We start from the raw sequence: 21,362 nt of genomic DNA, 5'->3' as shown, positions 1-21,362 counted from the left end.
AGATTCGCCTTCAGAAGAGGACTCGATGTCCACAGCCACTCCGACCCGGGCGCCGCACAGTGATGTGCCGACGGGTCACAAGGACGAAGGAAAGGTCGGCGCGGGTCTGTTCGACCCGAAGCAGCTGCTGAAGTCGCTGCCGGACGCCTTCCGCAAACTCGACCCGCGGGTGATGATCAAGTCGCCCGTCATGTTCGTGGTCCTCGTGGGCTCGGTCCTGACGACGATCTTCTCCTTCAAGGACCCGGGTGACTGGTTCGGCTGGGCGATCAGTGCCTGGCTGTGGCTGACCGTGATCTTCGCCAACCTGGCGGAGGCGGTGGCCGAGGGCCGCGGCAAGGCCCAGGCGGACACGCTCAGGAAGGCGAAGACCGACACCGTCGCCCGTCGCCTGAACGGCTCCACCGAAGAACAGGTGCCCGGCACCGAACTGCGCGTCGGCGACCTGGTCGTCTGCGAGGCGGGCGACATCATTCCCGGCGACGGTGACGTCGTCGAGGGTGTGGCGAGCGTCGACGAGTCGGCCATCACCGGTGAGTCGGCCCCGGTCATCCGCGAGTCCGGCGGTGACCGCAGCGCCGTCACCGGCGGTACGAAGGTCCTCTCCGACCGGATCGTCATCAAGATCACGACGAAGCCCGGTGAGACCTTCATCGACCGGATGATCGCTCTGGTCGAGGGCGCGGCCCGGCAGAAGACACCGAACGAGATCGCGCTGAACATCCTGCTCGCGTCGCTCACGATCGTGTTCCTGCTGGCGGTGGCCACGCTGCCGCCGTTCGCGGACTACGCGGGCACGCACCTGACGATGGTCGTCCTGGTGGCCCTGCTGGTCTGCCTGATCCCGACCACGATCGGCGCACTCCTCTCCGCGATCGGCATCGCGGGCATGGACCGGCTGGTGCAGAGGAACGTGCTGGCCATGTCCGGAAGGGCAGTTGAGGCCGCCGGTGACGTCTCCACGCTGCTGCTCGACAAGACCGGCACCATCACCCTCGGCAACCGTCAGGCCTCCGAGTTCGTGCCGGTGTCCGGCACCACCGAGGCCGAGGTGGCCGACGCCGCCCAGCTCTCCTCGCTGGCCGACGAGACGCCCGAGGGCCGCTCCATCGTCGTACTGGCGAAGGAGAAGTACGGGCTGCGTGAACGCCACCAGGGCGAGCTCGCGGGGGCCGAGTGGATCGCCTTCACCGCCCAGACCCGCATGTCCGGTGTGGACGTCGACGGACGCAAGATCCGCAAGGGCGCGGCCGGTTCGGTCATCACCTGGGTCCAGGAGCGGGGCGGCGAGGTGTCGGCCGACGCCGACACCCTCTCCAACCGGATCTCCGAAGCGGGCGGCACGCCGCTGCTGGTGGCCGTCGAGGACACCGACGGCGCGCGCGTCCTCGGAGTCATCCACCTGAAGGATGTCGTCAAGGAGGGCATGCGGGAGCGGTTCGACGAGCTGCGCCGGATGGGCATCAAGACCATCATGATCACGGGTGACAACCCGCTGACGGCCAAGGCGATCGCGGACGAGGCCGGCGTCGACGACTTCCTCGCGGAGGCGACTCCCGAGGACAAGATGGCGCTCATCAAGCGCGAGCAGGCGGGCGGCAAGCTCGTCGCGATGACCGGTGACGGCACGAACGACGCCCCGGCCCTCGCGCAGGCGGACGTGGGCGTGGCGATGAACACGGGTACGTCGGCCGCCAAGGAGGCCGGCAACATGGTCGACCTCGACTCGAACCCGACCAAGCTCATCGAGATCGTCGAGATCGGCAAGCAGCTCCTCATCACCCGGGGCGCACTCACGACGTTCTCCATCGCCAACGACGTCGCGAAGTACTTCGCGATCATCCCGGCGCTGTTCGCGGCGGTCTACCCGGGCCTGGACAAGCTGAACATCATGCACCTGTCCTCACCCGACTCGGCGATCCTCTCCGCGGTCATCTTCAACGCGCTGATCATCATCGCGCTGGTGCCGCTCGCCCTGCGGGGTGTGCAGTACCGGCCGGTGAGCGCCGACAAGATGCTGCGGCGCAACCTCGGGATCTACGGCATCGGCGGCCTGATCGCCCCCTTCATCGGCATCAAGATCATCGACCTGCTCATCTCCCTCATCCCCGGAATCGGCTGATCGGCTATGAACAACTCGGTTACGAACACTGCCCGGTTGCTCTGGGCGGGCCTGCGCGCGCTCCTCGTGCTCACCGTGGTGACGGGCGTCCTCTACCCGCTGGCCATCACCGGGGTCGCCCAGGGCCTGTTCTCCGGCCAGGCGAACGGCTCGGAGATCAAGGCGGACGGCAAGGTCGTCGGCTCCTCGCTGATCGGCCAGTCCTACAACCTGCCGCTGAAGAAGGGCCAGGAGACCCCGGACGCCGACCTGAAGTGGTTCCAGGGCCGCCCCGCGAACGGGCTGGGCGCCAACAGCGTCAACACCCAGTACAAGCTGATCCTGTCCGGTGCCACCAACCGTTCCGGTGACAACGCCGACCTGATCAAGTGGGTCAAGGACGCCAAGGCGGCCGTCATCAAGGACAACTCGGTGAACGGCTACACGGTCAAGCCGTCCGACGTGCCCGCCGACGCGGTCACCTCCTCCGGCTCGGGCCTGGACCCGGACATCTCCCCGAAGTACGCCGACATCCAGGTGCACCGGATCGCGGAGAAGAACGGCCTGTCCGTCGCCCAGGTGCAGAAGCTGGTCGACGAGCACACCGACGGCCGCACCCTCGGCTTCATCGGCGAGCCCCGCGTCAACGTGCTGGAGCTCAACATCGCGCTCAAGGGACTTGTGGCGAAGAGCTGATGGGCTTAGGCGCACCGCGCGGGAGTTGGCGGACGGGGAACAGACCCCGGTTCGTCAACTCCCGCGTTCACGAGGCCGGTTCCACGGGTTCCGGCCCGCCGTACAACAGGAAAGGCGCACACCGATGACCCGGGTACTGGTGGTGGAGGACGACCCTCAGCTCGTCCGGGCCCTCGTGATCAACCTGCAGGCCCGCAAGTACGGAGTGGACCCGGCCCCCGACGGCACCACCGCACTGCGCATCGCCGCCGCCCGGCAGCCCGACGTGGTCCTGCTCGACCTCGGCCTGCCCGACATGGACGGCACCGACGTGATCAAGGCCCTGCGCGGCTGGACCCGCGTACCGATCCTCGTCCTGTCCGCCCGCCGGGCCTCCGACGAGAAGGTCGCGGCCCTGGACGCGGGCGCCGACGACTACATCACCAAGCCGTTCAGCATGGACGAACTCCTCGCCCGGCTGCGCGCCGCCGTCCGCCGCCGGGACGACGTTCCGCTGGCCCCCGAGACGACGCTCGTCACGACGGACGGCTTCACCATCGACCTGCTCGCCAAGAAGGCCACCCGCTCCGGGCACGACATCCGCCTCACACCCACCGAGTGGCATCTGTTGGAGATCCTGATCACCAACCCCGGCCGGCTCATCACACAGAAGCACCTGCTGGCGGAAGTGTGGGGAGTCAGCCAGAGCAACAAGACCAACTACCTGCGGGTCTACATGGCCCAGCTCCGCCGCAAACTGGAGGCGGACCCCGCCCACCCCCGCTATCTGATCACCGAGCCGGGCATGGGATACCGCTTCGAGAGCTGAAGCGTGCGTATGAATCCGACGAAGAGAAGAGAAGATGGCACGCGGCAAGCTTCGGATCTACCTCGGTGCGGCACCGGGCGTCGGCAAGACGTACGCGATGCTCTCCGAGGCGCACCGCCGGGTCGAGCGGGGCACCGACTGCGTGGTGGCGTATGTGGAGCACCACCACCGGCCACGCACCGAGGTGATGCTGCACGGCCTGGAGCAGGTGCCCCGCAGGGAGTTGGAGTACCGCGGCACCACGTTCGGCGAGATGGACATCGACGCGGTGCTGGCCCGTCGCCCCCAGGTGGTCCTGGTCGACGAGCTGCCCCACACGAACATCCCCGGCTCCCGCAACGCCAAGCGCTGGCAGGACGTGGAAGAGCTGCTCGCCGCCGGGATCGACGTGATCTCGACCGTCAACATCCAGCACCTGGAGTCACTGGGCGACATCGTCGAGTCCATCACCGGCATCCGGCAGCAGGAGACCGTCCCGGACGAGGTCGTACGGCGGGCGGACCAGATCGAACTGGTAGACATGTCACCGCCCGCGCTGCGCCGGCGTATGGCGCACGGCAACATCTACAAGCCGGACAAGGTCGACGCGGCCCTGTCCAACTACTTCCGGCCCGGCAATCTGACCGCGCTGCGTGAGCTGGCGCTGCTGTGGGTGGCCGACCGGGTCGACGAGTACCTGACCGAGTACCGCAGTGAGCACCGGGTCTCGAAGATCTGGGGTTCGCGGGAGCGGATCGTCGTCGGTCTCACCGGCGGTCCGGAGGGCCGCACACTGATCCGCCGGGCCGCGCGGCTCGCGGAGAAGGGCGCGGGCGGCGAGGTCATGGCCGTCTACATAGCCCGCAGCGACGGACTGACCTCCGCGTCACCGAAGGAACTGGCGGTCCAGCGCACGCTGGTGGAGGACCTGGGCGGCACCTTCCACCACGTCGTCGGGGACGACATACCAACGGCGTTGCTCGACTTCGCGCGTGGGGTGAACGCCACCCAGATCGTCCTCGGCGTGTCCCGGCGCAAGGGATGGCAGTACGTCTTCGGGCCGGGCGTCGGGGCGACGGTGGCCCGCGACTCGGGTCCCGACCTCGACGTCCACCTGATCACGCACGGCGAGGCGGGCAAGGGGCGCGGACTGCCGGTGGCCCGGAGCGCACGGCTCGGCCGCCTGCGGGTCGTCTGGGGCTGGTTGACCGGCGTGGCCGGGCCGGCCCTGCTCACCCTGCTGCTGACCGGTGTCGCGCCCGAAGTCGGCCTGGCCAACGACATGTTGCTGTACCTGACGCTGACGGTGGCCGCAGCCCTGCTGGGCGGGCTGTATCCCGCCCTGGCCTCGGCCGTCGTCGGCTCCCTGCTGCTGAACTGGTTCTTCACCCCGCCCGTCCACACCCTGACGATCGCCGACCCGAACAACTTCGTCGCCATCGCGATCTTCGTCGGGGTCGCGGTGTCGGTCGCGTCGGTGGTGGACCTGGCTGCTCGGCGTACGCACCAGGCGGCCCGGCTGCGCGCCGAGTCGGAGATCCTCTCCTTCCTCGCGGGCAGCGTGCTGCGTGGCGAGACCAGTCTTGAGGCCCTGCTGGAACGGGTCCGGGAGACCTTCGGCATGGAGTCGGTCGCCCTGCTGGAACGGGAGAGCGACGTGACGCCGTGGACCTGCGCGGGCCGGGTGGGCACGGGGAGAACGTTGGAGCGGCCGGAGGACGCGGACGTGGACATGCCGGTGGGGGACCGGATGGCGCTCGCGCTGTCCGGACGGGTCCTGCCGGCGGAGGACCGCCGGGTGCTCGCCGCGTTCGCCGCCCAGGCCGCGGTGGTCCTGGACCGCCAGCGGTTGCAGTCCCAGGCCGACCAGTCGCGTGCCCTGGCCGAGGGCAACCGCATCCGCACCGCACTGCTCGCCGCCGTGAGCCACGACCTGCGGACCCCGCTGGCCGGGATCAAGGCCGCGGTCACCTCGCTGCGGTCGGACGACGTGGCCTGGTCGGAGGAGGACCGGGCCGAGCTCCTGGAGGGCATCGAGGAGGGCGCCGACCGGCTCGACCACCTCGTGGGCAACCTGCTCGACATGTCCCGTCTGCAGACCGGCACGGTCACCCCGCTGGTCCGCGAGATCGACCTCGACGAGGTGGTCCCGATGGCGCTGGGCGGCGTACCCGAGGGCAGCGCCGAGCTGGACATCCCCGAGACGCTGCCCATGGTCGCCGTCGACCCCGGCCTGCTGGAACGCGCGGTCGCCAACCTCGTGGAGAACGCGGTGAAGTACAGCCCGGCGGGCGCACCGGTCCTGGTCGCGGCGAGTGCCATGGCCGACCGGGTGGAGGTGCGGGTGGTGGACCGCGGCCCGGGGGTACCCGACGAGGCCAAGGACCGCATCTTCGCGCCCTTCCAGCGCTACGGCGACGCTCCCCGCGGCGCGGGCGTCGGCCTCGGCCTCGCGGTCGCCCGCGGCTTCGCCGAGGCGATGGGCGGCACCCTCGACGCCGAGGACACCCCCGGCGGCGGACTCACCATGGTCCTCGGTCTCCCGGCCGCGGCCGGCAAAGGTACGACGGCCGTGCCGGCATACGCTCATGAGCGCGTTTCTCCTGCTGGGGCTGCCGATGCCCGTTCCGGACCGACAGGCTGAAGTGTGCTTCCGCTCAAGCGAGTCGGCCGCGCGGCCGATCGCGGAAAGCGTGTGTTCCTCTGCCCTTAGCGCCAGGACCGTGAGGACGTCCAACGGCTCAGGAACAACTCGCCGACAAGGGGTTCAACGCCTGGATCGACCTGACCGACATCCTGCCGTCGTCCACCAGCTGCCGCCGTACGCGCCAGGATCTCCCCAGCGGAACACGATCAACCTCGGACCAGAAGTCACGCATCCCCCGCCCGGATGCGACGGGTGAGGCGGAGGCGCATGGTGGTAATGGCGGCATATCTCGCTGGAGGTAAGGGCGATGAGGCATCCGCTCACTACTATGACCACTGCCGCAGTCCTCCTGGTCTCCGTCGCTTCTGCGGGGGGCGTGGGGACCGCGGCCGAGGCACAGGCCGACCGGACCTCTGCTCCGGCGACCCTGTGCACGTACCGTGACGCATTCCCTCCCGCCGGCGGCACCAACATCGGAGGTGCCCCGAATCGGTACCGGCATACGGGCAGCCCGTACGCCGGTGCCCGCTTCGACGGCTGCACCAACACGCTCAAGCTGTACTACGGCGGCTTTTCCAGCCCCCGTTACGCCTACTACGACATCCGCTACACCTATCCGTCACAGCTCGGCTGGTTCAGCTGGCAGATGCAGATGGGGCCGAACAGGGTCGCGACGCTCCGCGCGCCCGCTCACGGCGACTGGAATTTCAAGGTGCGGGCCTGCGCCAGAACGATCGACGGCCCGGGTCCCGGCACCTGCACGGCGTGGTCGCCGCAACTCTTCCTGCACGCCGTCTGAACGCACCGGAGTTGGGTGACGTCGTCCTCCGGCTGCCCACCATCGCGGCTCGTGGCCCTCAGTCGCTGCCACGCCACTGGAGCAGATCGAGGGCGACGGCGACCTTGACGGTGTTGTCCTCCAGTGGCTTCGGGAGCAGTTGGTCGGCTCGGTCGAGCTGCCGGAGCAGGGTGTTGCGGTGGGTGTAGAGCCGGCCGGCGGCGCGGGTCGTGTTGCACTGGGCCTGGATGTACGTGAGGACGGCGTGCCTCAGTTCCGGGCTCGCCGTGGCGAGGTCGCCGAGGGTGGCCTTGACGAAGTCGTCGGCCTGTTCGACGTCCTGGCTGATCAGACTGCTGAGCTGGACGTCGTCGAAACCGGCGACACGACGCGGCGAACGGAGCCTGGCGAGCATGCGCTGGGTGGTCAGCGCGGCGAGGTGGCTGCGCCGGAAGCCTTCCCTGCCCCCGGCGGGCGGGCCCACGGCGATCCGGACCCCCGGCAGCGGGTCGAGGAGCCAGCTCAGCAGACCGGTGTCCAGTGCGGCGGATCCGGGCAGCCACACCCACGAAGTGGCCGCGCCGACGATCACGGTGAGCGGTTGCTGCACTCCGGCCGTCTGCGCCAGAGCCTCGGTCGCACGCTCGAGGTGGCCCGGTTCGGGGGACGGTTCCTCGCTCCACACGACGGCGGCGGTGTGCGTCCGGTCGAGGGCGTAGCCCAGGCGTGCTTCCGCCCGTTGTCGGCTGATGGGCGCGCCCTCGACGAGCAGGGTGACGATCTCGCGACGTTCGGCGTGGGTGCCGTGGGTCAGCTCTTCGCGCTCGGCGGCCATGCGTGCGGCGATGTCGACGATCGTGGCGTCGAGGAACCCCGAGACGGAGCGCGCCGACACATCGAGCAGCTCGCGCAGTTCGTCGGGGTCGGAGGTCAGGGTGAAGGCGGTCTGCATCCAGCGCCGCCAAGCCGCGTTCTGTCCGACGCGGTAGGAGTCGAGGGCCGATTCGTCGAGCCCCCGGCGTACCAGGTCACGGGCGTGGCTGAGACTGTCCGGGCCGGTGTACGCGGGTACCGGCGCGCCGGGGTCGCGCACGGTCTCCGACGCCCAGAACGTCAGGTGGGCCCGGTTGATGCGCCGTGTGGCGGCGCGCAGGGCGGGGTCCTGCGCGATGGCTCGCATGGTCGCCGCCGCCAAGGTCGCCTCGTCGATCTCGTCGAGCCACTCCTGCAGACTGTTGAGTGCGATCTCCGCACCCTGCCGAAGTAAATCGCTCGCACGTTCGGAAGGGTGCTGCCAGGTCATGTCCGCACGTTAGCCCGCAGTGGTGCAAAATGCACTGGTCTTTTTCGATGGAGGTGCGAACTGCCACACCGTACTGGTCGGTATGTGAGGTCATCATCGAGGCACCACCCAGCGAACGCCTCATCAACGGAGTCCCCGCACATGACCCGTCAGAGCGAGCACATCGACGTGCTGATCATCGGCGCCGGCATTTCCGGCATCGGCGCTGCCCACTACCTGCAGACCGAGCGGCCGGGCAGCAGTTACGCGATCCTGGAGGCCCGTGGTGTCTCCGGCGGCACGTGGGCGCTGTTCCGCTATCCGGGCATCCGGTCGGACTCCGACCTGCACACCTTCGGCTACGCCTTCAAACCGTGGCGCAACGACAAGTCGATCGCCACCGCCGATCTGATCCTCGACTACCTGCGGGAGACCGCGGGGGAGAGCGGCATCGAACAGCACATCCGCTACCACCACAGGGTGCGCGGCGCGGCCTGGTCCACCGCCGAGGCCCGCTGGACGGTGGAGATCGAGCGCGCCGACACCGGTGAGACGGTGTCGATGACCGCGAACTGGCTGTTCTGCGCCGGTGGTTACTACCGCTACGACGAAGGGTTCACCCCCCGGTTCGAGGGCCGGGAGCGGTTCGCCGGGCAGATCGTGCACCCGCAGCACTGGCCGGAGGACCTGGACTGCGCGGGCAAGAAGGTCGTGGTGATCGGCAGCGGCGCGACGGCCGTCACGCTGATCCCGGCACTGGCGGACACGGCGGGCCATGTCACCATGCTCCAGCGTTCGCCCACCTACATCCTTCCGGTCGCGTCCGAGGACGTGATCGCGAACACGCTGCGCAAGGTGTTGCCCGCCGGCCTCGCCTACCGGCTCACCCGGCGCAAGAACATCGCCATGCAGCGCTTCATCTGGCAGACCTCGCAACGCCACCCACGGGTCGTGCGACGTCTCATCCGCGCCGTGAACATCAGGCAACTGCCCGCCGGTTATCCCGTGGACGAGCACTTCAACCCGTCCTACGACCCCTGGGACCAGCGGCTGTGCGCGGTCCCCGACGCGGACCTGTTCAAGGCGCTCAAGAAGGGCACGGCCTCGGTCGTCACCGACCGGATCGCGACATTCACCGAGACCGGCATCCGGCTGGAGTCCGGGCGTGAGCTCGACGCCGACATCATCGTCACGGCCACCGGGTTGAACGTGCAGCTGTTCGGTGGGATGGCGCTCTCGGTGGACGGCGAACCCGTCGACTTCGCCGACAAGGTGGCCTTCAAGGGCATGATGCTGAGCGGCGTTCCGAACTTCGCCTTCGCGATCGGCTACACGAACTCCTCGTGGACGCTCAAGGTGGGTCTGCTGTGCGAGCACTTCACCCGGCTGCTCGGACACATGGACGCCACCGGCGCGGACATCTGCTGCCCCGAGCTCCCCGATCCGGCCATGCCGACCCGTCCGCTGCTCGACTTCGATGCCGGCTACGTCAAGCGGTCCCTCCACATGATGCCGCGTCAAGGACTCGCCTATCCCTGGCTCATGTCGATGAACTACCACTCCGACGTCAAACTGCTGCGCGGCGGCCCCGTCGAGGACGACAACCTGCGCTTCACCTCCGTCGCTCGCCACGGGAAGGCCCGGACGTCGGCCTGAGCGACGACCGCTTGGCTCCCCTCGGACGCGACATCACTCCGTACCACCGGACGCGCGGCGACGACCGACGGCCGCGTCGGCCACTCCTTCGTCACCCACTCCGGCAACCCTGATGCCGACCGGTCTATGGAGCGGTGCGGTCCAAGGGCTTCGCCGAGGGGCCGGGGCGGGTGCGTGCCTCCGGCGGGACCAGGGCGCCGTGTCCCGCGGAGCAGACGACCACGGTCTCGACCGGCGCGCCGCAGCCGGCGTGCGTGACCTCCAGGGGCGGGCCCTCGGGGTCCGCCGCATGGCGGTCTCCCCACTGCTTGAGGGCGATCATCGCCGGCCACAGCTCCCAGCCCTTGCGGGTGAGCCGGTACTCGTGGCGGATGCGGCTGCCGGGCTCGTTGTAGGGGGCGGTGTCGAGGATCCCCGCCGCGACGAGCTTGCGCAGCCGGTCCGCGAGCACGCTCTCGGACAGCCCGACGTGCCGGCGGAAGTCGTCGAAACGCCGTACGCCGTTCATGGCGTCCCGCAGGACCAGCAGCGACCACTTCTCGCCCACCAGGTCGAGAGTCCGCTGGACCGTGCAGTTCTCGGTGCTTGTCTCCAGCCACGTCATGCGGCCCATCGTAGGCTGGCTTCGACGTTGACATCCAGACCTTGTGCTGGCTAGCTTCGAATTCCACATCCAGATCATCGAGGGAGCGAAATGGGCAGGTCACGCACGTACGACTGGGAGGACCCCGCCGTCTCCGCCGCTGCCGTCGGGCAGTACAGCGGTCTCGACTTCCTCCGCGAGGTGCAGGCCGGACGGCTCCCCGCCGCGCCGATCGCGGCGACCCTCGGGATGACGTTCGAAGAGGTCGAGCACGGCCGGGTCGTCTTCGCCCTCGTCCCGGGCGAGGAGCACTACAACCCCATCGGAAGCGTTCACGGCGGTGTGTACGCCACCCTGCTCGATTCGGCGGCGGGCTGCGCGGTGCAGTCGGTCCTGCCACAGGGGATGGGGTATACCTCACTCGACCTGAATGTGAAGTTCCTGCGCCCGGTCACCGTGGACAGCGGCAAGGTCCGTGCCGTGGGCACCGTCCTCAACAGCGGACGTCGTACCGCCCTCGCGCAGGCCGAGCTCTTCGATTCCGGGAACCGGCTGCTGGCGCACACCACCAGCAGCTGTCTGCTGTTCCCCGTCTGAGCGACCGCCCGCACAGGAGCGCGACGTACGGAAGGCAGGCAGCCATGACGGTGTACGACTACGACAGGCGCCGCACCGGGGTTCTGCTGGTCGATCCGCTGAACGACTTCCTCGCCGACGAGGGCAAGCTCTGGCCGCGCATCGCGGAGGTCGCGCGGGAAGTCGACCTGCGGGCCCATCTGTCCGAACTGGTGTCCACCGCTCGTGAGGTCGACGTGCCGGTGTTCTATGTTCCGCATCACCGCTGGACACCGGGGTTGTACGAGTCCTGGTCCCACCCGAACCCGTCACAACGTGCCGTGGACAAGCATCAGCTCTTCGCCCAGGACGCGTTCGGCGGGGACTGGTACCCGCCCCTGCGGCCCGAGCCCTCGGACACGGTGGTCGTACAGCACTGGGCCCAGAGCGGGTTCGCCAACACCGACCTGGAGATGCGCCTGCGTCAGCGTGGCGTGGATCACGTGATCGTCGTCGGACTGCTCGCGAACACCTGCATCGAGACCACGGCCAAGTACGCGATGGAACTCGGATTCCATGTGTCGCTGGTGACGGACGCCACCGCGGCGTACTCGAGCGAACTCATGAGGGCCGCCCATGAATTGAACGGTCCGACCTACGCGCATGTCATCACGGACACGAAAAGCGCCGTAGCGGCACTGAAGACATAAGGTCACAGGGTCAGATGGTGCAGAGGATGCTGGACCGGCTGTGAGCCGGGTTTCACCGGAAGGATCCACTCATGGACGAGCGCTTCGACGTGGTCGTACTCGGAGCAGGACCGGGCGGCTATGTCGCCGCCATCCGCGCCGCGCAACTCGGCAAGCGGGTGGCGGTCGTCGAGGAGCGGTACTGGGGTGGTGTCTGTCTGAACGTCGGCTGCATCCCCACGAAGGCGCTGCTGCGGAATGCCGAGCTGGCGCACATCTTCACGCGGGAGGCGAAGACCTTCGGCATCAAGGTCGACGGCGAGGTCTCCTTCGACTACGGCGAGGCGTTCCGGCGCAGCCGCCGGGTCGCGGACGGCCGTGTCAAGGGCGTCCACTTCCTGATGAAGAAGAACGCGATCACCGAGATCGACGGCCGCGGCACCTTCCTCGACGCCCACACGCTCCAGGTCGCCCTCGCCGACGGCACCACGAAGACGGTCGGTTTCGACGACTGCATCATCGCCACCGGCGCCACCCCCAAGCTGCTGCCCGGCACCCGGCGCAGCGACCGAGTCGTCACCTACGAGGAGCAGATCCTCGCCGAGGACCTGCCGCGCTCCATCGTGATCGCGGGCGCCGGGGCCATCGGCATCGAGTTCGCGTACGTCCTGCACAACTACGGCGTGAAGGTCACCGTCGTCGAGTTCCTGGACCGGGTCGCCCCGCTGGAGGACGCGGACGTCTCCGCCGAACTCGCCAAGCAGTACCGGAAGCTGGGCATCGACGTGCTCACCTCGACGCGTGTCGAGTCGATCGACGAGTCGGGCCCGCAGGTGCGGGTGACGGTCACCGGCAAGGACGGTGCGCAGAAGGTGCTGGAGGCCGACAAGGTCCTCCAGGCGATCGGCTTCGCGCCGAACGTCACCGGGTACGGCCTGGAGGCCACGGGTGTACGGGTCACCGAGCGCGGCGCGATCGACGTCGACGGCCGCTGCCGTACGTCCGTACCGCACATCTACGCGATCGGGGACGTGACCGCGAAGCTGATGCTCGCGCACAACGCCGAGTCCATGGGGATCATCGCGGCCGAGACGATCGCGGACGCGGAGACCATGGAGCTGGACTATGTGATGATCCCGCGTGCCACGTACTGCCAGCCGCAGATCGCCAGTTTCGGCTACACCGAGGCACAGGCGAAGGAGCGGGGCTACGACGTCAAGGTCGCCAAGTTCCCCTTCACGGCCAACGGCAAGTCGCACGGCCTGGGCGACACGGTCGGCTTCGTGAAGCTGATCAGCGACGCCAGGTACGGCGAGCTCCTGGGTGGCCATCTGATCGGCCCGGACGTGACGGAGCTGCTCCCGGAGCTGACGCTGGCGCAGCAGTGGGACCTGACCGTGCACGAGGTCGCGCGCAATGTCCACGCCCACCCCACCCTGGGTGAAGCGGTGAAGGAAGCTGTGCACGGTCTGGCCGGACACATGATCAACTTCTGAGCCCGTGCGGGGCGCCGGAGCACCGGCCACGCGAGGAGGTCGCCCACCCCGCGGTGACCTCCACCGCGGGGGTCCTCGGGCTCCTGCGCACCCCCGTGGCCTCGCTCCGCCTCTCCGCGACGCGAGCGGCGTCCTCAGGGGCGCAGCACCAGGCGGATCGGGTCGCCCTTCTTGTGCTCCAGCCGGTCGACGGCTTCGGCCGCCCGCTCCAGGGGCAGTACGTCCGAGATGGAGCGGGAGAAGTCCAGCCGCCCGTTCTCGGTGAGGTGGATGAGCTGCGCCACCGCGTTCGCGCCGGAGCCGTAGTGGCCCAGGAGCCGTAGCTCGCGGGTACTGAAGGTGGTGCTGTCCGCGATGGTGACCGGCTTTCCGCTCAGCCCGACGAGGACCAGCTTGCCGCCGTCGGCCAGCACGGACAGGGCCTGTTCGCGCACCGGGGTGACGCCGGCGAAGTCGAAGGCGGCCTCGATGCCGGCCCCGCGGGTGGCGGCGGCGACCTTGTCCGCCAGAGCGGGGTCGGCCGGATCGAGGGCGAGGTCCGCTCCGAAGGCGAGGGCGCGGTCACGGGCGGCGGGGGAGGGGTCGACGGCGATGACGGGGCACGCGCCCACCATGCGCAGCAGTTGCACCCCGTGCGCGCCCAGGCCGCCGATGCCCCACACCCCGACCGCCTGGCCGGGGCGGATGCCGGCGGTGTCGGTGATGGCGCCCCACGGGGTGGAGACCGCGTCGGGGATGACCGCTCCCTGCTCGAAGGGGATCGAGTCCGGGAGCGGGACCAGGGTGTCGATCCGGGCGAGCGCGAACTCGGCCCAGCCTCCGTCGTAGTCGACACCACGGGTCCAGCCCCGCCCGTCGCGGTACTCGCCGGCCTGTAGGACGACGCGGTCGCCGACCGTCCAGCCGTCCGCGTCCGGACCCGGTTCGGCGACGGTGCCGGCCACCTCGTGGCCCAGGGTCACCGTGTCGCCCCGCAAGAGCGCGGGTGTGCCGCCGAGTTCCCCGGAGATCAGGTGGACGTCGGACAGACACACCCCGGCCGCTTCCACCTTGACCAGGACCTCTCCCGCACCGGGGGTGGGCCGTTCGACCTCTTCGACCCGCAGCTCGTGGGTCGGGAAGTGCAGACGAACTGCGCGCATGACAGCCATGGCGGCTTCCTCTCCGTACGTGATCTGTGTCGTGATCTGTACCGTGAAGTGCCGCCGTTGATGCCGCGGTTGAGATCCGTTCTACGATTCGGGGGCATGACGACTCCCCCCTGCCACGCATGCGGCAAGGAAGCGCGGTTCGACGAACTACCGCCACGCGAACGCATCGCGTTCGACCAGTACTGGCGGGTGGCTCACAGCTTCAACACCGCGCTGCCCGGCTGGCTGGTGCTGCTGCCGCGACGGCACGTGACGGCCGTCCATGACCTCACCGACGCCGAGGCCGGGGCCCTTGGGGTCTGGCAGGTCGGGCTCTCCAGGGCGCTGCGCGGGGCGACCGGTTGCCTCAAGACCTACGTTGTCCAGTTCGCCGAGTCCGAGGGCTTCGCGCACGTGCACTTCCACATCGTGCCGCGCATGGCGGATCTGCCCGTCGTACACCGTGGGCCGGGCATCTTCGGGCTCCTGGACCCCCCGGAGCCGGAGCGGGTGACAGCGGAAGGCGCGGACCGTATGGCCCGCGCCCTGCGAGCCCGGCTTCACGGGCTCCCGCACTCCCAGGTCCGCAGACCCTAGTTCTGGACCCGGAGGGTGCCCCGGTCGCTCTCCCGTAGTGCGCGACCGATGATCAGGCGCTGGATCTGGTTGGTGCCCTCGAAGATCTGCATGACCTTGGCCTCCCGCATATAGCGTTCGACCGGGAAGTCGCGGGTGTAGCCGGCGCCGCCGAGGACCTGGACGGCGTCCGTGGTGACCTTCATGGCGTTGTCCGTGGCGATCAGCTTGGCGATGGACGCCTCGCAGGCGAACGGGAGCCCCTGGTCCTTGAGCCGGGCGGCGGCCAGCGTGGTGGCCCGGGAGGCCTGGACCGCCGCGGCCATGTCCGCGAGGACGAACGCCAGGCCCTGGTGCTCGATGATCGGGCGGCCGAAGGTCTCCCGTTCGCGCGAGTAGCGCAGCGCGTGGTCCAGCGCGCCCTGGGCCAGACCCGTGGCCACGGCCGCGATGCCCAGTCGTCCGCAGTCCAGCCCGGCGAAGGCGATCTTGAGTCCCTGGCCCTCCTCGCCGATCCGGCGATCCGCCGGGACGCGCACGTCCTCCAGGCGGATGGTCGCGGTGGCCGACCCGGTCAGACCCATCTTGTGCTCGGGCGGATCGGCTATCAGGCCGGGGGTGTCGGCTGGGACGAGGAAGCAGGAGATCGCGCCCGAGCCCGCGTCGGACGTACGCGCCATGATCGTGTAGAAGTCCGCGTGCCCACCGTGCGTGGTCCACGCCTTCGCGCCGTTCAGGACGTAGTCGTCGCTGTCCCTGACGGCTCGCGTACGCATCGCGGCGGGGTCGGAACCGGCGTGGGCCTCGGACAGGCAGTAGGCGCCGAGCAGCTCGCCGCTGAGCATGTCGGGCAGCCACTCCTTGCGCTGCTCCTCGGTGCCGAAGGCGGCGAGGGCGAAGCAGGACAACGCGTGCACCGAGATGCCGACCCCGACGCTCGCCCACACGGCGGCGATCTCCTCCAGGACCTGGAGGTAGACCTCGTAGGGCTGGTCCCCACCGCCGTACTCCTCGGCGTAGGGCAGGCTCAGCAGGCCCGCCCGGCCGAGTGTGCGGAAGACCTCGCGGGGGAACTTCTCCTCGGCCTCCGCCTCGGCGACGCGGGGCGCGAGCTCCTTCTCGGCGAGCTCACGGGTCAGGCCGATCAGGTCGACTGCTTCCGGGGCGGGAAGCGTGCGGGTAGCTGGCATGGGATTTCCTCGGTCGCTCAGACATTAATGATACGGCGAGCGATACAACAGTATCGTTTTTGGTACCGTGATGCCATGCAGTCCAGCGATGGATCCGCCGGTCCCCTCGCCGGCCTACGCGTCCTCGAACTCGCGGGACTCGGTCCGGCTCCGCACGCGGCCATGGTGCTGGCCGATCTCGGCGCCGACGTGGTGCGCGTCGAGCGGCCCTCGGGCCGAGCGCTGCGACTCGGCCCGCAAGACGCGACCGACATCGTGCGGCGCGGCCGCCGGTCGGTCTTCGCCGATCTCAAGGAGTCCGAGGGGCGTACGCTGGTACGGGCGCTGGCCGCCCGCGCCGATGTGCTGGTCGAAGGCCTCCGGCCGGGCGTCGCCGAGCGCCTCGGCGTCGGCCCCGACGACTGCGGCAGGGACAATCCGGGGCTCGTCTACGCACGCGTCACCGGCTGGGGTCAGGACGGCCCGCTCGCCCAGGATCCCGGGCACGACCTGAACTACATCGGTCTCACCGGACTGCTCCACGCGATGGGCCGTGCCGGTGATCCGCCGCCCCCGCCGCTCAATCTGGTCGGAGATTTCGGGGGCGGGTCCATGCTCCTGGTCATCGGCGTCCTGGCCGCGCTCTGGGAGCGCGCACGCTCCGGGGCCGGGCAGGTCGTGGACTCCGCCATGGTCGACGGGACCGCACTGCTCGGTCAGATGACGTACGCGCTGCGCGGCATGGGCGAGTGGTCGGACGAACGGAGCGCCAACCTCCTCGACGGGGCCGCCCCCTTCTACGACACCTACGAGTGCGGCGACGGCAAGTACGTGGCCGTCGCCGCGCTCGAACCGCAGTTCTTTGCGGCGCTGCTGGAGGGCCTGGGCATCGCCGGGGCCCATCTGTCCGCCCAGGGCGACCGTGGCGGCTGGCCCGCGCTGCGCGCCCGGTTCGCGCGCCGCTTCGCCTCCCGTACGCGCGACGAGTGGGCCGCGCACTTCGCCGGCACGGACGCGTGCGTCACCCCCGTGCTGACGTTCGCGGAGGCGGGAGCGCATCCGCACGTGGTGGCCCGCAGCACCCTCATCGAGGTCGACGGCATCCTCCAGGCCGCCCCCGCCCCGCGCTTCTCGCGCACGCCCAGCCGGCGGCCCTCGGCTCCGGGCGCGCCGGGGGCGGACACCGAGTCGGTGCTGCGGGACTGGGGTGTCGGCTCCCCGGCCGCCACCCCCGCGGTCAGGGCGAGACCGCGTGCACGATGAGCGACGCCAACTCGGCGTACGCCTCCGCGTCGGTCAGCCCCGTGCGCGCGGACACCTCGCCGCGCTGGATCTCCTGCATGGTGGCGGCGACGACCTCGCCCACGAAGGCCGCGTGGACGTCACGGAACGCGCCGGCGGCGACGCCGTCCGCGATCAGCTGTCGGATCCGGCCCGCGGCCAGGCGGGTGTTGGCCTCGTACACCTCGCGGGCCGGTTCGAATCCGGCCATGTCGTCGAGAAATCGCCGGGACAGCGGCCTCAACTGCTGGGCGACCGCGTTCAGGTAGACCACCACGCGCTCCGCGGGCGCGGAGGTGTCCGCCACCTGCTTCTCGATGGCCTCGGCCGCGCTCCGGAAGTAGTGCTTCACGGCCTCGCGGACCAACTCCTGTTTGCTGCCCGCCAGTTGGTACAACGTCGTCTTCGAGCAGCGCAGCCGCTCGGTCAGCTCGTCGAGCGTGAACGAGGCGAAACCTTCCGCCGCCAGCAGGGCGACCAGCCTTTCGAGCAGGTCGGTCTGGCGCGCTGTGCGACGTGTGGACGACATGACCTCAGCGTAACCGTTCACCTCTACTCGGCAGGAGGTGCTGTCAGCGGGCGGTCCAGCCGCCGTCGACGACGACCGTCTGCCCGGTGACATAGCCTCCGGCGTCGCCGACGAGCCACAGGACCGCGCCGACGATGTCGTCGGCGGTTCCCTCCTTGGGCAGCGGGGTGTTGCGGCGCAGGTACTCGGCGGCGCGCTCACCCTCGTGGAGCGGGCCGGTGATCTCGCTGCGGAAGAAGCCGGGGGCGACCGTGTTCACGCGGATCGAATGCCGCGCCCACTGCACCGCGAGTTCGGCGCTCAGGCCGGACAGGCCGGCCTTGCTCGCCGCGTACGAGGCCTGCGGGACGCCGGGGATGCCGACCCGGCCGCTGATGGACGAGACGTTGACGATCGCGCCGCGGCCCAGGGCGCGCATGTGGGGGAAGACGGCCTGCGCGAGCAGCAACGGGGCCAGCAGGTTGAGGTCCACCGTCCGGCGGACGGCGTCGAGCGGCTCGGACTCGGCGCGCTCGGTCGTGAACATGTTTCCGGCGGCGTTGACGAGGATCTCCGGCGGTCCCAGTTTCTCGACGACCGTGGGCACCACGGAGCCGATCCGGTCGAGGTCGGACAGGTCGCAGGGGACGGCGAGGCCGTCGATCCCCTCGGCGAGCGCGGCCGGCCGGTCGTGGCGGCGGGCCACCACGGCGACCCGGGCACCGAGCGAGGCGAGCGCGTGCGCCACCGCCGCTCCCAGCCCCGACGAGGCACCGGTCACGACCGCCACCCGGCCATCGAGGCCGAACATCCGTGCGGCGACATCGGGGGCGGGCGCCACGCGGGTCTCCCTTCGAGGGCAGGGCGTGTCGAGGGCGGCTGCGGCGCTGATCGCGGACCGGCCCGGCAGACGTGCAGCGCGCCCTCACGGATGCTCGTCCCCGCCGCCCGGATGGACGAGGCCGTCGCCGTCGCCCGGCAGGCGGCGTCTGGGATCACCGTGGGTGACCCCCGGGGCGACTTCGTGATGGGGCCGGTGGTCTCGGGGGTCCAGTCCGAGAAGATCCAGGCGTTGATCCAGAAGGGCATCGACGAGGGCGCCACCCTGGTGGCCGGCGGCACGGGACGTCCGGACGGCCTGGAGAAGGGCTACTACGTGAAGCCCACCGTCTTCGCCCGGGTCACGAACGACATGACCGTCGCCCGCGAGGAGATCTTCGGGCCGGTGGTGACGATCCTCGGCTACGACAGCGTCGACCACGCCGTCGAGATCGCGAACGACACGGAGTACGGCCTCGCCGGCTATGTGGCGGGCGCGGATCTGGAGAAGGCGCGTGCCGTGGCGCGGCGCATCCGGGCGGGATGGGTCGCGATCAACGACGCGTTCGACTTCGGCTGCCCGTTCGGCGGGTACAAGAAGAGCGGCAACGGGCGGGAGTGGGGCGAGTTCGGCTTCCGCGGCCACCTGGAGACCAAGGGCATTCTCGGCTGGGGGGTGATCCGGACGACACCCCCTACGCGCCTGAGGCGGCCTCGTCGGGCTGACGAGGCCGCCTCACGGAGCGGACATCCGGGTGCCGGCGGATGCGGGCGCGGGTGCCGGACGGGTCAGGCGCCGCAGGAGCGCAGGAACTTGCGGGTGCGTACGGCGATCGGGAGCGGCTTGTCCGGCTCGCAGGGGTACATGTCCTGCTCGACGATGGCGAACAGCTCCACACCGAGACGCTGGGCGGCCACCAGCACCGGCTCCAACTCCGGTACGCCGGACGGGGGTTCGCACATCACACCGCGCTGCACGGCGGGACCGAACGGCACCTCGTTCTTGACGACGTCGGCGAGGATCGCCGGGTCGACCTGCTTGAGGTGCAGATAGCCGATGCGTTCGCCGTACGTCTCGATGAGCTTGACGCTGTCGCCGCCGCAGTAGGCGTAGTGCCCGGTGTCCAGACACAGGTTGACCAGGTCGGAGTCGGTGGAGTCGAGGAAGCGCTCGACGTGGTCCTCGGTGTCGATGTGTGTGTCCGCGTGCGGATGGACGACGATGTCGAGGCCGTAGGTCTCCTTGACCTCGTGGCCCAGCCGTTCCATGCCCTTGGTGAGGTGGGCCCACTGCTCGGCGGTCAGCTCCGGCGGCTCGATGATCTCGGCGGTCTTGTCGTCCCGCCAGAAGGAGGGGATGACCACCAGATGCTTCGCGCCCATGGCCTGGGTGAGCGCGGCGACCTCGCTGACGTGTTCCCAGGTGGCGTCCCAGACGGACGGTCCGCGGTGCAGCCCGGTGAAGACCGTGCCGGCCGACACCTTCAGGGCGCGCTTGTCGATCTCGGCGGTGAGCCGGGCCGGGTCGCTCGGCAGATAGCCGTAGGGGCCGAGCTCGATCCAGGAGTAGCCCGCCTCGGACACCTCGTCCAGGAAGCGTTCCCAGGGCACCTGCTGGGGGTCGTCGGGGAACCAGACGCCCCAGGAGTCCGGCGCGGAGCCGACCCGGATGCGGTCCAGGGGAGCGGTCATGTCAGGAGGTCCCTTCGGAAGTGGCCGCCGCGGGTGCTTTGAGGTCCTCCGCTTCGGGGAGTTCGTCGACGTCGACGCCGCGGACCTGGGCCAGTTCGTGCTTGAGTGCGGCGAGTTCGGCGCCGCCTGCCATGTGGTTGGTCAGCTCTTCCAGGCTGACCTCGCTGCGGGCGGCGCTGAGTTCGAGGGTGCCCAGGCGCAGGACGCTGAAGTGGTCGCCGACCATGTAGGCGTGGTGCGGGTTGTGGGTGATGAAGATGACGCCGAGGCCGCGGTCGCGGGCGGCGGCGATGTACTTCAGGACCACGCCGGACTGCTTGACGCCGAGGGCGGCGGTCGGCTCGTCCAGGATCAGCACGCGGGCGCCGAAGTAGACGGCGCGGGCGATGGCCACCGACTGGCGCTGGCCGCCGGAGAGGGTGCCGATGGGCTGGTCGAGGTCGTCGAGGACGATGCCCATGTTGCGCAGTTCCTCGTCCGCGGTCTTCTTCATGCGGTCGATGTCGAGGCGCTGGATCGGCCAGGGGCCCTTGGTCATCTCGGAGCCGAGGAAGAAGTTGCGCCAGACCGGCATGAGGGGAACGGTGGCGAGGTCCTGGTAGACGGTGGCGATGCCCTTGTCGAGGGCCTCACGCGGGGTGGAGAAGCGCACCGGGACGCCGTCGACGAGGAATTCGCCCTCGGTGTGCTGGTGCAGGCCGGAGATGATTTTGATGAGGGTGGACTTGCCGGCGCCGTTGTCGCCGAGGACGCAGGTCACCTGGCCGGGGCGGACGGCGAGGGAGACTCCGTGCAGGGCACGGATGTTGCCGTAGGCCTTGCCGGCGCTGCGCAGTTCGACGATCGGGGCGGTGCCGTCCTCGGGCGGAGCGTCCGGGAGGATGGCGCCGGCGGGTCCGGATCCGTTGGTTGTCATG

Annotated in this window: 19 protein-coding genes and 1 pseudogene; 12 read left to right on the top strand and 8 right to left on the bottom strand. The window is 69.8% G+C overall.

What is annotated here, in order from left to right; all coding sequences use genetic code 11:
• Positions 1–25: 25 nt before the first annotated feature.
• The 5 genes from kdpB to ACZ69M_RS05610 all read left to right on the top strand — a co-directional run bounded on the left by kdpB (position 26) and on the right by ACZ69M_RS05610 (position 7,030).
• Positions 26–2,122, top strand: coding sequence for a potassium-transporting ATPase subunit KdpB (kdpB, locus tag ACZ69M_RS05630; protein WP_470046903.1), 2,097 nt, complete (start codon positions 26–28; stop codon positions 2,120–2,122).
• Between the two features lie 6 nt (positions 2,123–2,128).
• Positions 2,129–2,797, top strand: coding sequence for a potassium-transporting ATPase subunit C (locus ACZ69M_RS05625; protein WP_470046901.1), 669 nt, complete (start codon positions 2,129–2,131; stop codon positions 2,795–2,797).
• A 124-nt stretch (positions 2,798–2,921) separates the two neighbouring features.
• Complete coding sequence (locus ACZ69M_RS05620; RefSeq protein WP_470046899.1) at positions 2,922–3,605, top strand: response regulator; 684 nt, start codon at positions 2,922–2,924, stop codon at positions 3,603–3,605.
• A 34-nt stretch (positions 3,606–3,639) separates the two neighbouring features.
• On the top strand, positions 3,640–6,228 hold the full coding sequence (locus tag ACZ69M_RS05615; RefSeq protein WP_470046897.1) for a DUF4118 domain-containing protein: 2,589 nt from the start codon (positions 3,640–3,642) through the stop codon (positions 6,226–6,228).
• Between the two features lie 331 nt (positions 6,229–6,559).
• Positions 6,560–7,030 (top strand): hypothetical protein, encoded by a 471-nt coding sequence (locus ACZ69M_RS05610; protein ID WP_470046895.1) that lies wholly within the window; start codon positions 6,560–6,562, stop codon positions 7,028–7,030.
• 58 nt (positions 7,031–7,088) lie between these two features.
• Here ACZ69M_RS05610 and ACZ69M_RS05605 read toward each other — a convergent pair whose 3' ends face one another.
• Positions 7,089–8,312: a PucR family transcriptional regulator gene (locus ACZ69M_RS05605; RefSeq protein WP_470046893.1), complete on the bottom strand. Its 1,224-nt coding sequence runs from the start codon at positions 8,310–8,312 to the stop codon at positions 7,089–7,091.
• A 141-nt stretch (positions 8,313–8,453) separates the two neighbouring features.
• On the opposite strand from ACZ69M_RS05605, the gene ACZ69M_RS05600 reads away from it, so the two are divergent.
• Positions 8,454–9,947 carry a flavin-containing monooxygenase gene (locus ACZ69M_RS05600; protein ID WP_470046891.1) on the top strand — a complete coding sequence of 498 codons (1,494 nt, stop codon included), beginning with the start codon at positions 8,454–8,456 and terminating at the stop codon, positions 9,945–9,947.
• 124 nt (positions 9,948–10,071) lie between these two features.
• Here ACZ69M_RS05600 and ACZ69M_RS05595 read toward each other — a convergent pair whose 3' ends face one another.
• The gene (locus ACZ69M_RS05595; RefSeq protein WP_470046889.1) at positions 10,072–10,551 is read right to left on the bottom strand and encodes a winged helix-turn-helix transcriptional regulator; all 480 of its coding nucleotides are present in this window, start codon (positions 10,549–10,551) and stop codon (positions 10,072–10,074) included.
• 90 nt (positions 10,552–10,641) lie between these two features.
• On the opposite strand from ACZ69M_RS05595, the gene ACZ69M_RS05590 reads away from it, so the two are divergent.
• The 3 genes from ACZ69M_RS05590 to lpdA all read left to right on the top strand — a co-directional run bounded on the left by ACZ69M_RS05590 (position 10,642) and on the right by lpdA (position 13,270).
• On the top strand, positions 10,642–11,127 hold the full coding sequence (locus ACZ69M_RS05590) for a PaaI family thioesterase (RefSeq protein WP_382122958.1): 486 nt from the start codon (positions 10,642–10,644) through the stop codon (positions 11,125–11,127).
• Between the two features lie 44 nt (positions 11,128–11,171).
• A complete protein-coding gene (locus ACZ69M_RS05585; RefSeq protein WP_470046886.1) occupies positions 11,172–11,795 on the top strand; it encodes a cysteine hydrolase family protein in 624 nt (207 codons plus the stop codon).
• A gap of 71 nt (positions 11,796–11,866) precedes the next feature.
• The gene (lpdA, locus tag ACZ69M_RS05580) at positions 11,867–13,270 is read left to right on the top strand and encodes a dihydrolipoyl dehydrogenase (protein WP_168489342.1); all 1,404 of its coding nucleotides are present in this window, start codon (positions 11,867–11,869) and stop codon (positions 13,268–13,270) included.
• Positions 13,271–13,404: 134 nt separating this feature from the next.
• Here lpdA and ACZ69M_RS05575 read toward each other — a convergent pair whose 3' ends face one another.
• Complete coding sequence (locus ACZ69M_RS05575) at positions 13,405–14,421, bottom strand: zinc-binding dehydrogenase (protein WP_470046884.1); 1,017 nt, start codon at positions 14,419–14,421, stop codon at positions 13,405–13,407.
• Positions 14,422–14,517: 96 nt separating this feature from the next.
• Here ACZ69M_RS05575 and ACZ69M_RS05570 point away from each other — a divergent pair, with 96 nt between their 5' ends.
• A complete protein-coding gene (locus tag ACZ69M_RS05570; RefSeq protein ID WP_470046882.1) occupies positions 14,518–14,997 on the top strand; it encodes an HIT family protein in 480 nt (159 codons plus the stop codon).
• On the opposite strand, the gene ACZ69M_RS05565 is transcribed toward ACZ69M_RS05570, so the two are convergent.
• Positions 14,994–16,166, bottom strand: coding sequence for an acyl-CoA dehydrogenase family protein (locus ACZ69M_RS05565; RefSeq protein ID WP_470046880.1), 1,173 nt, complete (start codon positions 16,164–16,166; stop codon positions 14,994–14,996). The two genes, ACZ69M_RS05570 and ACZ69M_RS05565, sit on opposite strands and share 4 nt — an antisense overlap.
• 75 nt (positions 16,167–16,241) lie before the next feature.
• Here ACZ69M_RS05565 and ACZ69M_RS05560 point away from each other — a divergent pair, with 75 nt between their 5' ends.
• Positions 16,242–17,408 (top strand): CaiB/BaiF CoA transferase family protein, encoded by a 1,167-nt coding sequence (locus ACZ69M_RS05560; RefSeq protein WP_470046878.1) that lies wholly within the window; start codon positions 16,242–16,244, stop codon positions 17,406–17,408.
• On the opposite strand, the gene ACZ69M_RS05555 is transcribed toward ACZ69M_RS05560, so the two are convergent.
• Both ACZ69M_RS05555 and ACZ69M_RS05550 read right to left on the bottom strand, forming a co-directional pair.
• Complete coding sequence (locus tag ACZ69M_RS05555) at positions 17,383–17,955, bottom strand: TetR/AcrR family transcriptional regulator (protein WP_470046876.1); 573 nt, start codon at positions 17,953–17,955, stop codon at positions 17,383–17,385. The two genes, ACZ69M_RS05560 and ACZ69M_RS05555, sit on opposite strands and share 26 nt — an antisense overlap.
• Positions 17,956–17,998: 43 nt before the next feature.
• Positions 17,999–18,775 carry an SDR family NAD(P)-dependent oxidoreductase gene (locus tag ACZ69M_RS05550; RefSeq protein ID WP_470046874.1) on the bottom strand — a complete coding sequence of 259 codons (777 nt, stop codon included), beginning with the start codon at positions 18,773–18,775 and terminating at the stop codon, positions 17,999–18,001.
• A 90-nt stretch (positions 18,776–18,865) separates the two neighbouring features.
• Between ACZ69M_RS05550 and ACZ69M_RS05545 the strand changes: the two are divergent.
• Positions 18,866–19,351: pseudogene (locus ACZ69M_RS05545) on the top strand (aldehyde dehydrogenase family protein); the annotation flags it as partial.
• Between the two features lie 191 nt (positions 19,352–19,542).
• On the opposite strand, the gene ACZ69M_RS05540 reads toward ACZ69M_RS05545, so the two are convergent.
• Both ACZ69M_RS05540 and ACZ69M_RS05535 read right to left on the bottom strand, forming a co-directional pair.
• Positions 19,543–20,445 carry a sugar phosphate isomerase/epimerase family protein gene (locus ACZ69M_RS05540; protein WP_470046872.1) on the bottom strand — a complete coding sequence of 301 codons (903 nt, stop codon included), beginning with the start codon at positions 20,443–20,445 and terminating at the stop codon, positions 19,543–19,545.
• Position 20,446: 1 nt separating this feature from the next.
• Positions 20,447–21,361, bottom strand: a complete 915-nt coding sequence (locus ACZ69M_RS05535) for an ATP-binding cassette domain-containing protein (protein WP_470046870.1) — start codon at positions 21,359–21,361, stop codon at positions 20,447–20,449.
• Between the last annotated feature and the right edge of the window lies 1 nt (position 21,362).

This window comes from Streptomyces sp. NPDC107454, assembly GCF_055582885.1.
The sequence above is the reverse complement of the archived record's forward strand: the minus strand, read 5'-3'. Positions and strand labels throughout refer to the sequence as shown.

Coding starts and splice junctions, on each gene's coding strand:
- kdpB (WP_470046903.1), top strand. CDS start 26: ATGTCCACAGCCACTCCGACCCGGGCGCCGCACAGTGATGTGCCGACG.
- ACZ69M_RS05625 (WP_470046901.1), top strand. CDS start 2,129: ATGAACAACTCGGTTACGAACACTGCCCGGTTGCTCTGGGCGGGCCTG.
- ACZ69M_RS05620 (WP_470046899.1), top strand. CDS start 2,922: ATGACCCGGGTACTGGTGGTGGAGGACGACCCTCAGCTCGTCCGGGCC.
- ACZ69M_RS05615 (WP_470046897.1), top strand. CDS start 3,640: ATGGCACGCGGCAAGCTTCGGATCTACCTCGGTGCGGCACCGGGCGTC.
- ACZ69M_RS05610 (WP_470046895.1), top strand. CDS start 6,560: ATGACCACTGCCGCAGTCCTCCTGGTCTCCGTCGCTTCTGCGGGGGGC.
- ACZ69M_RS05605 (WP_470046893.1), bottom strand. CDS start 8,312: ATGACCTGGCAGCACCCTTCCGAACGTGCGAGCGATTTACTTCGGCAG.
- ACZ69M_RS05600 (WP_470046891.1), top strand. CDS start 8,454: ATGACCCGTCAGAGCGAGCACATCGACGTGCTGATCATCGGCGCCGGC.
- ACZ69M_RS05595 (WP_470046889.1), bottom strand. CDS start 10,551: ATGACGTGGCTGGAGACAAGCACCGAGAACTGCACGGTCCAGCGGACT.
- ACZ69M_RS05590 (WP_382122958.1), top strand. CDS start 10,642: ATGGGCAGGTCACGCACGTACGACTGGGAGGACCCCGCCGTCTCCGCC.
- ACZ69M_RS05585 (WP_470046886.1), top strand. CDS start 11,172: ATGACGGTGTACGACTACGACAGGCGCCGCACCGGGGTTCTGCTGGTC.
- lpdA (WP_168489342.1), top strand. CDS start 11,867: ATGGACGAGCGCTTCGACGTGGTCGTACTCGGAGCAGGACCGGGCGGC.
- ACZ69M_RS05575 (WP_470046884.1), bottom strand. CDS start 14,421: ATGGCTGTCATGCGCGCAGTTCGTCTGCACTTCCCGACCCACGAGCTG.
- ACZ69M_RS05570 (WP_470046882.1), top strand. CDS start 14,518: ATGACGACTCCCCCCTGCCACGCATGCGGCAAGGAAGCGCGGTTCGAC.
- ACZ69M_RS05565 (WP_470046880.1), bottom strand. CDS start 16,166: ATGCCAGCTACCCGCACGCTTCCCGCCCCGGAAGCAGTCGACCTGATC.
- ACZ69M_RS05560 (WP_470046878.1), top strand. CDS start 16,242: ATGCAGTCCAGCGATGGATCCGCCGGTCCCCTCGCCGGCCTACGCGTC.
- ACZ69M_RS05555 (WP_470046876.1), bottom strand. CDS start 17,955: ATGTCGTCCACACGTCGCACAGCGCGCCAGACCGACCTGCTCGAAAGG.
- ACZ69M_RS05540 (WP_470046872.1), bottom strand. CDS start 20,445: ATGACCGCTCCCCTGGACCGCATCCGGGTCGGCTCCGCGCCGGACTCC.
- ACZ69M_RS05535 (WP_470046870.1), bottom strand. CDS start 21,361: ATGACAACCAACGGATCCGGACCCGCCGGCGCCATCCTCCCGGACGCT.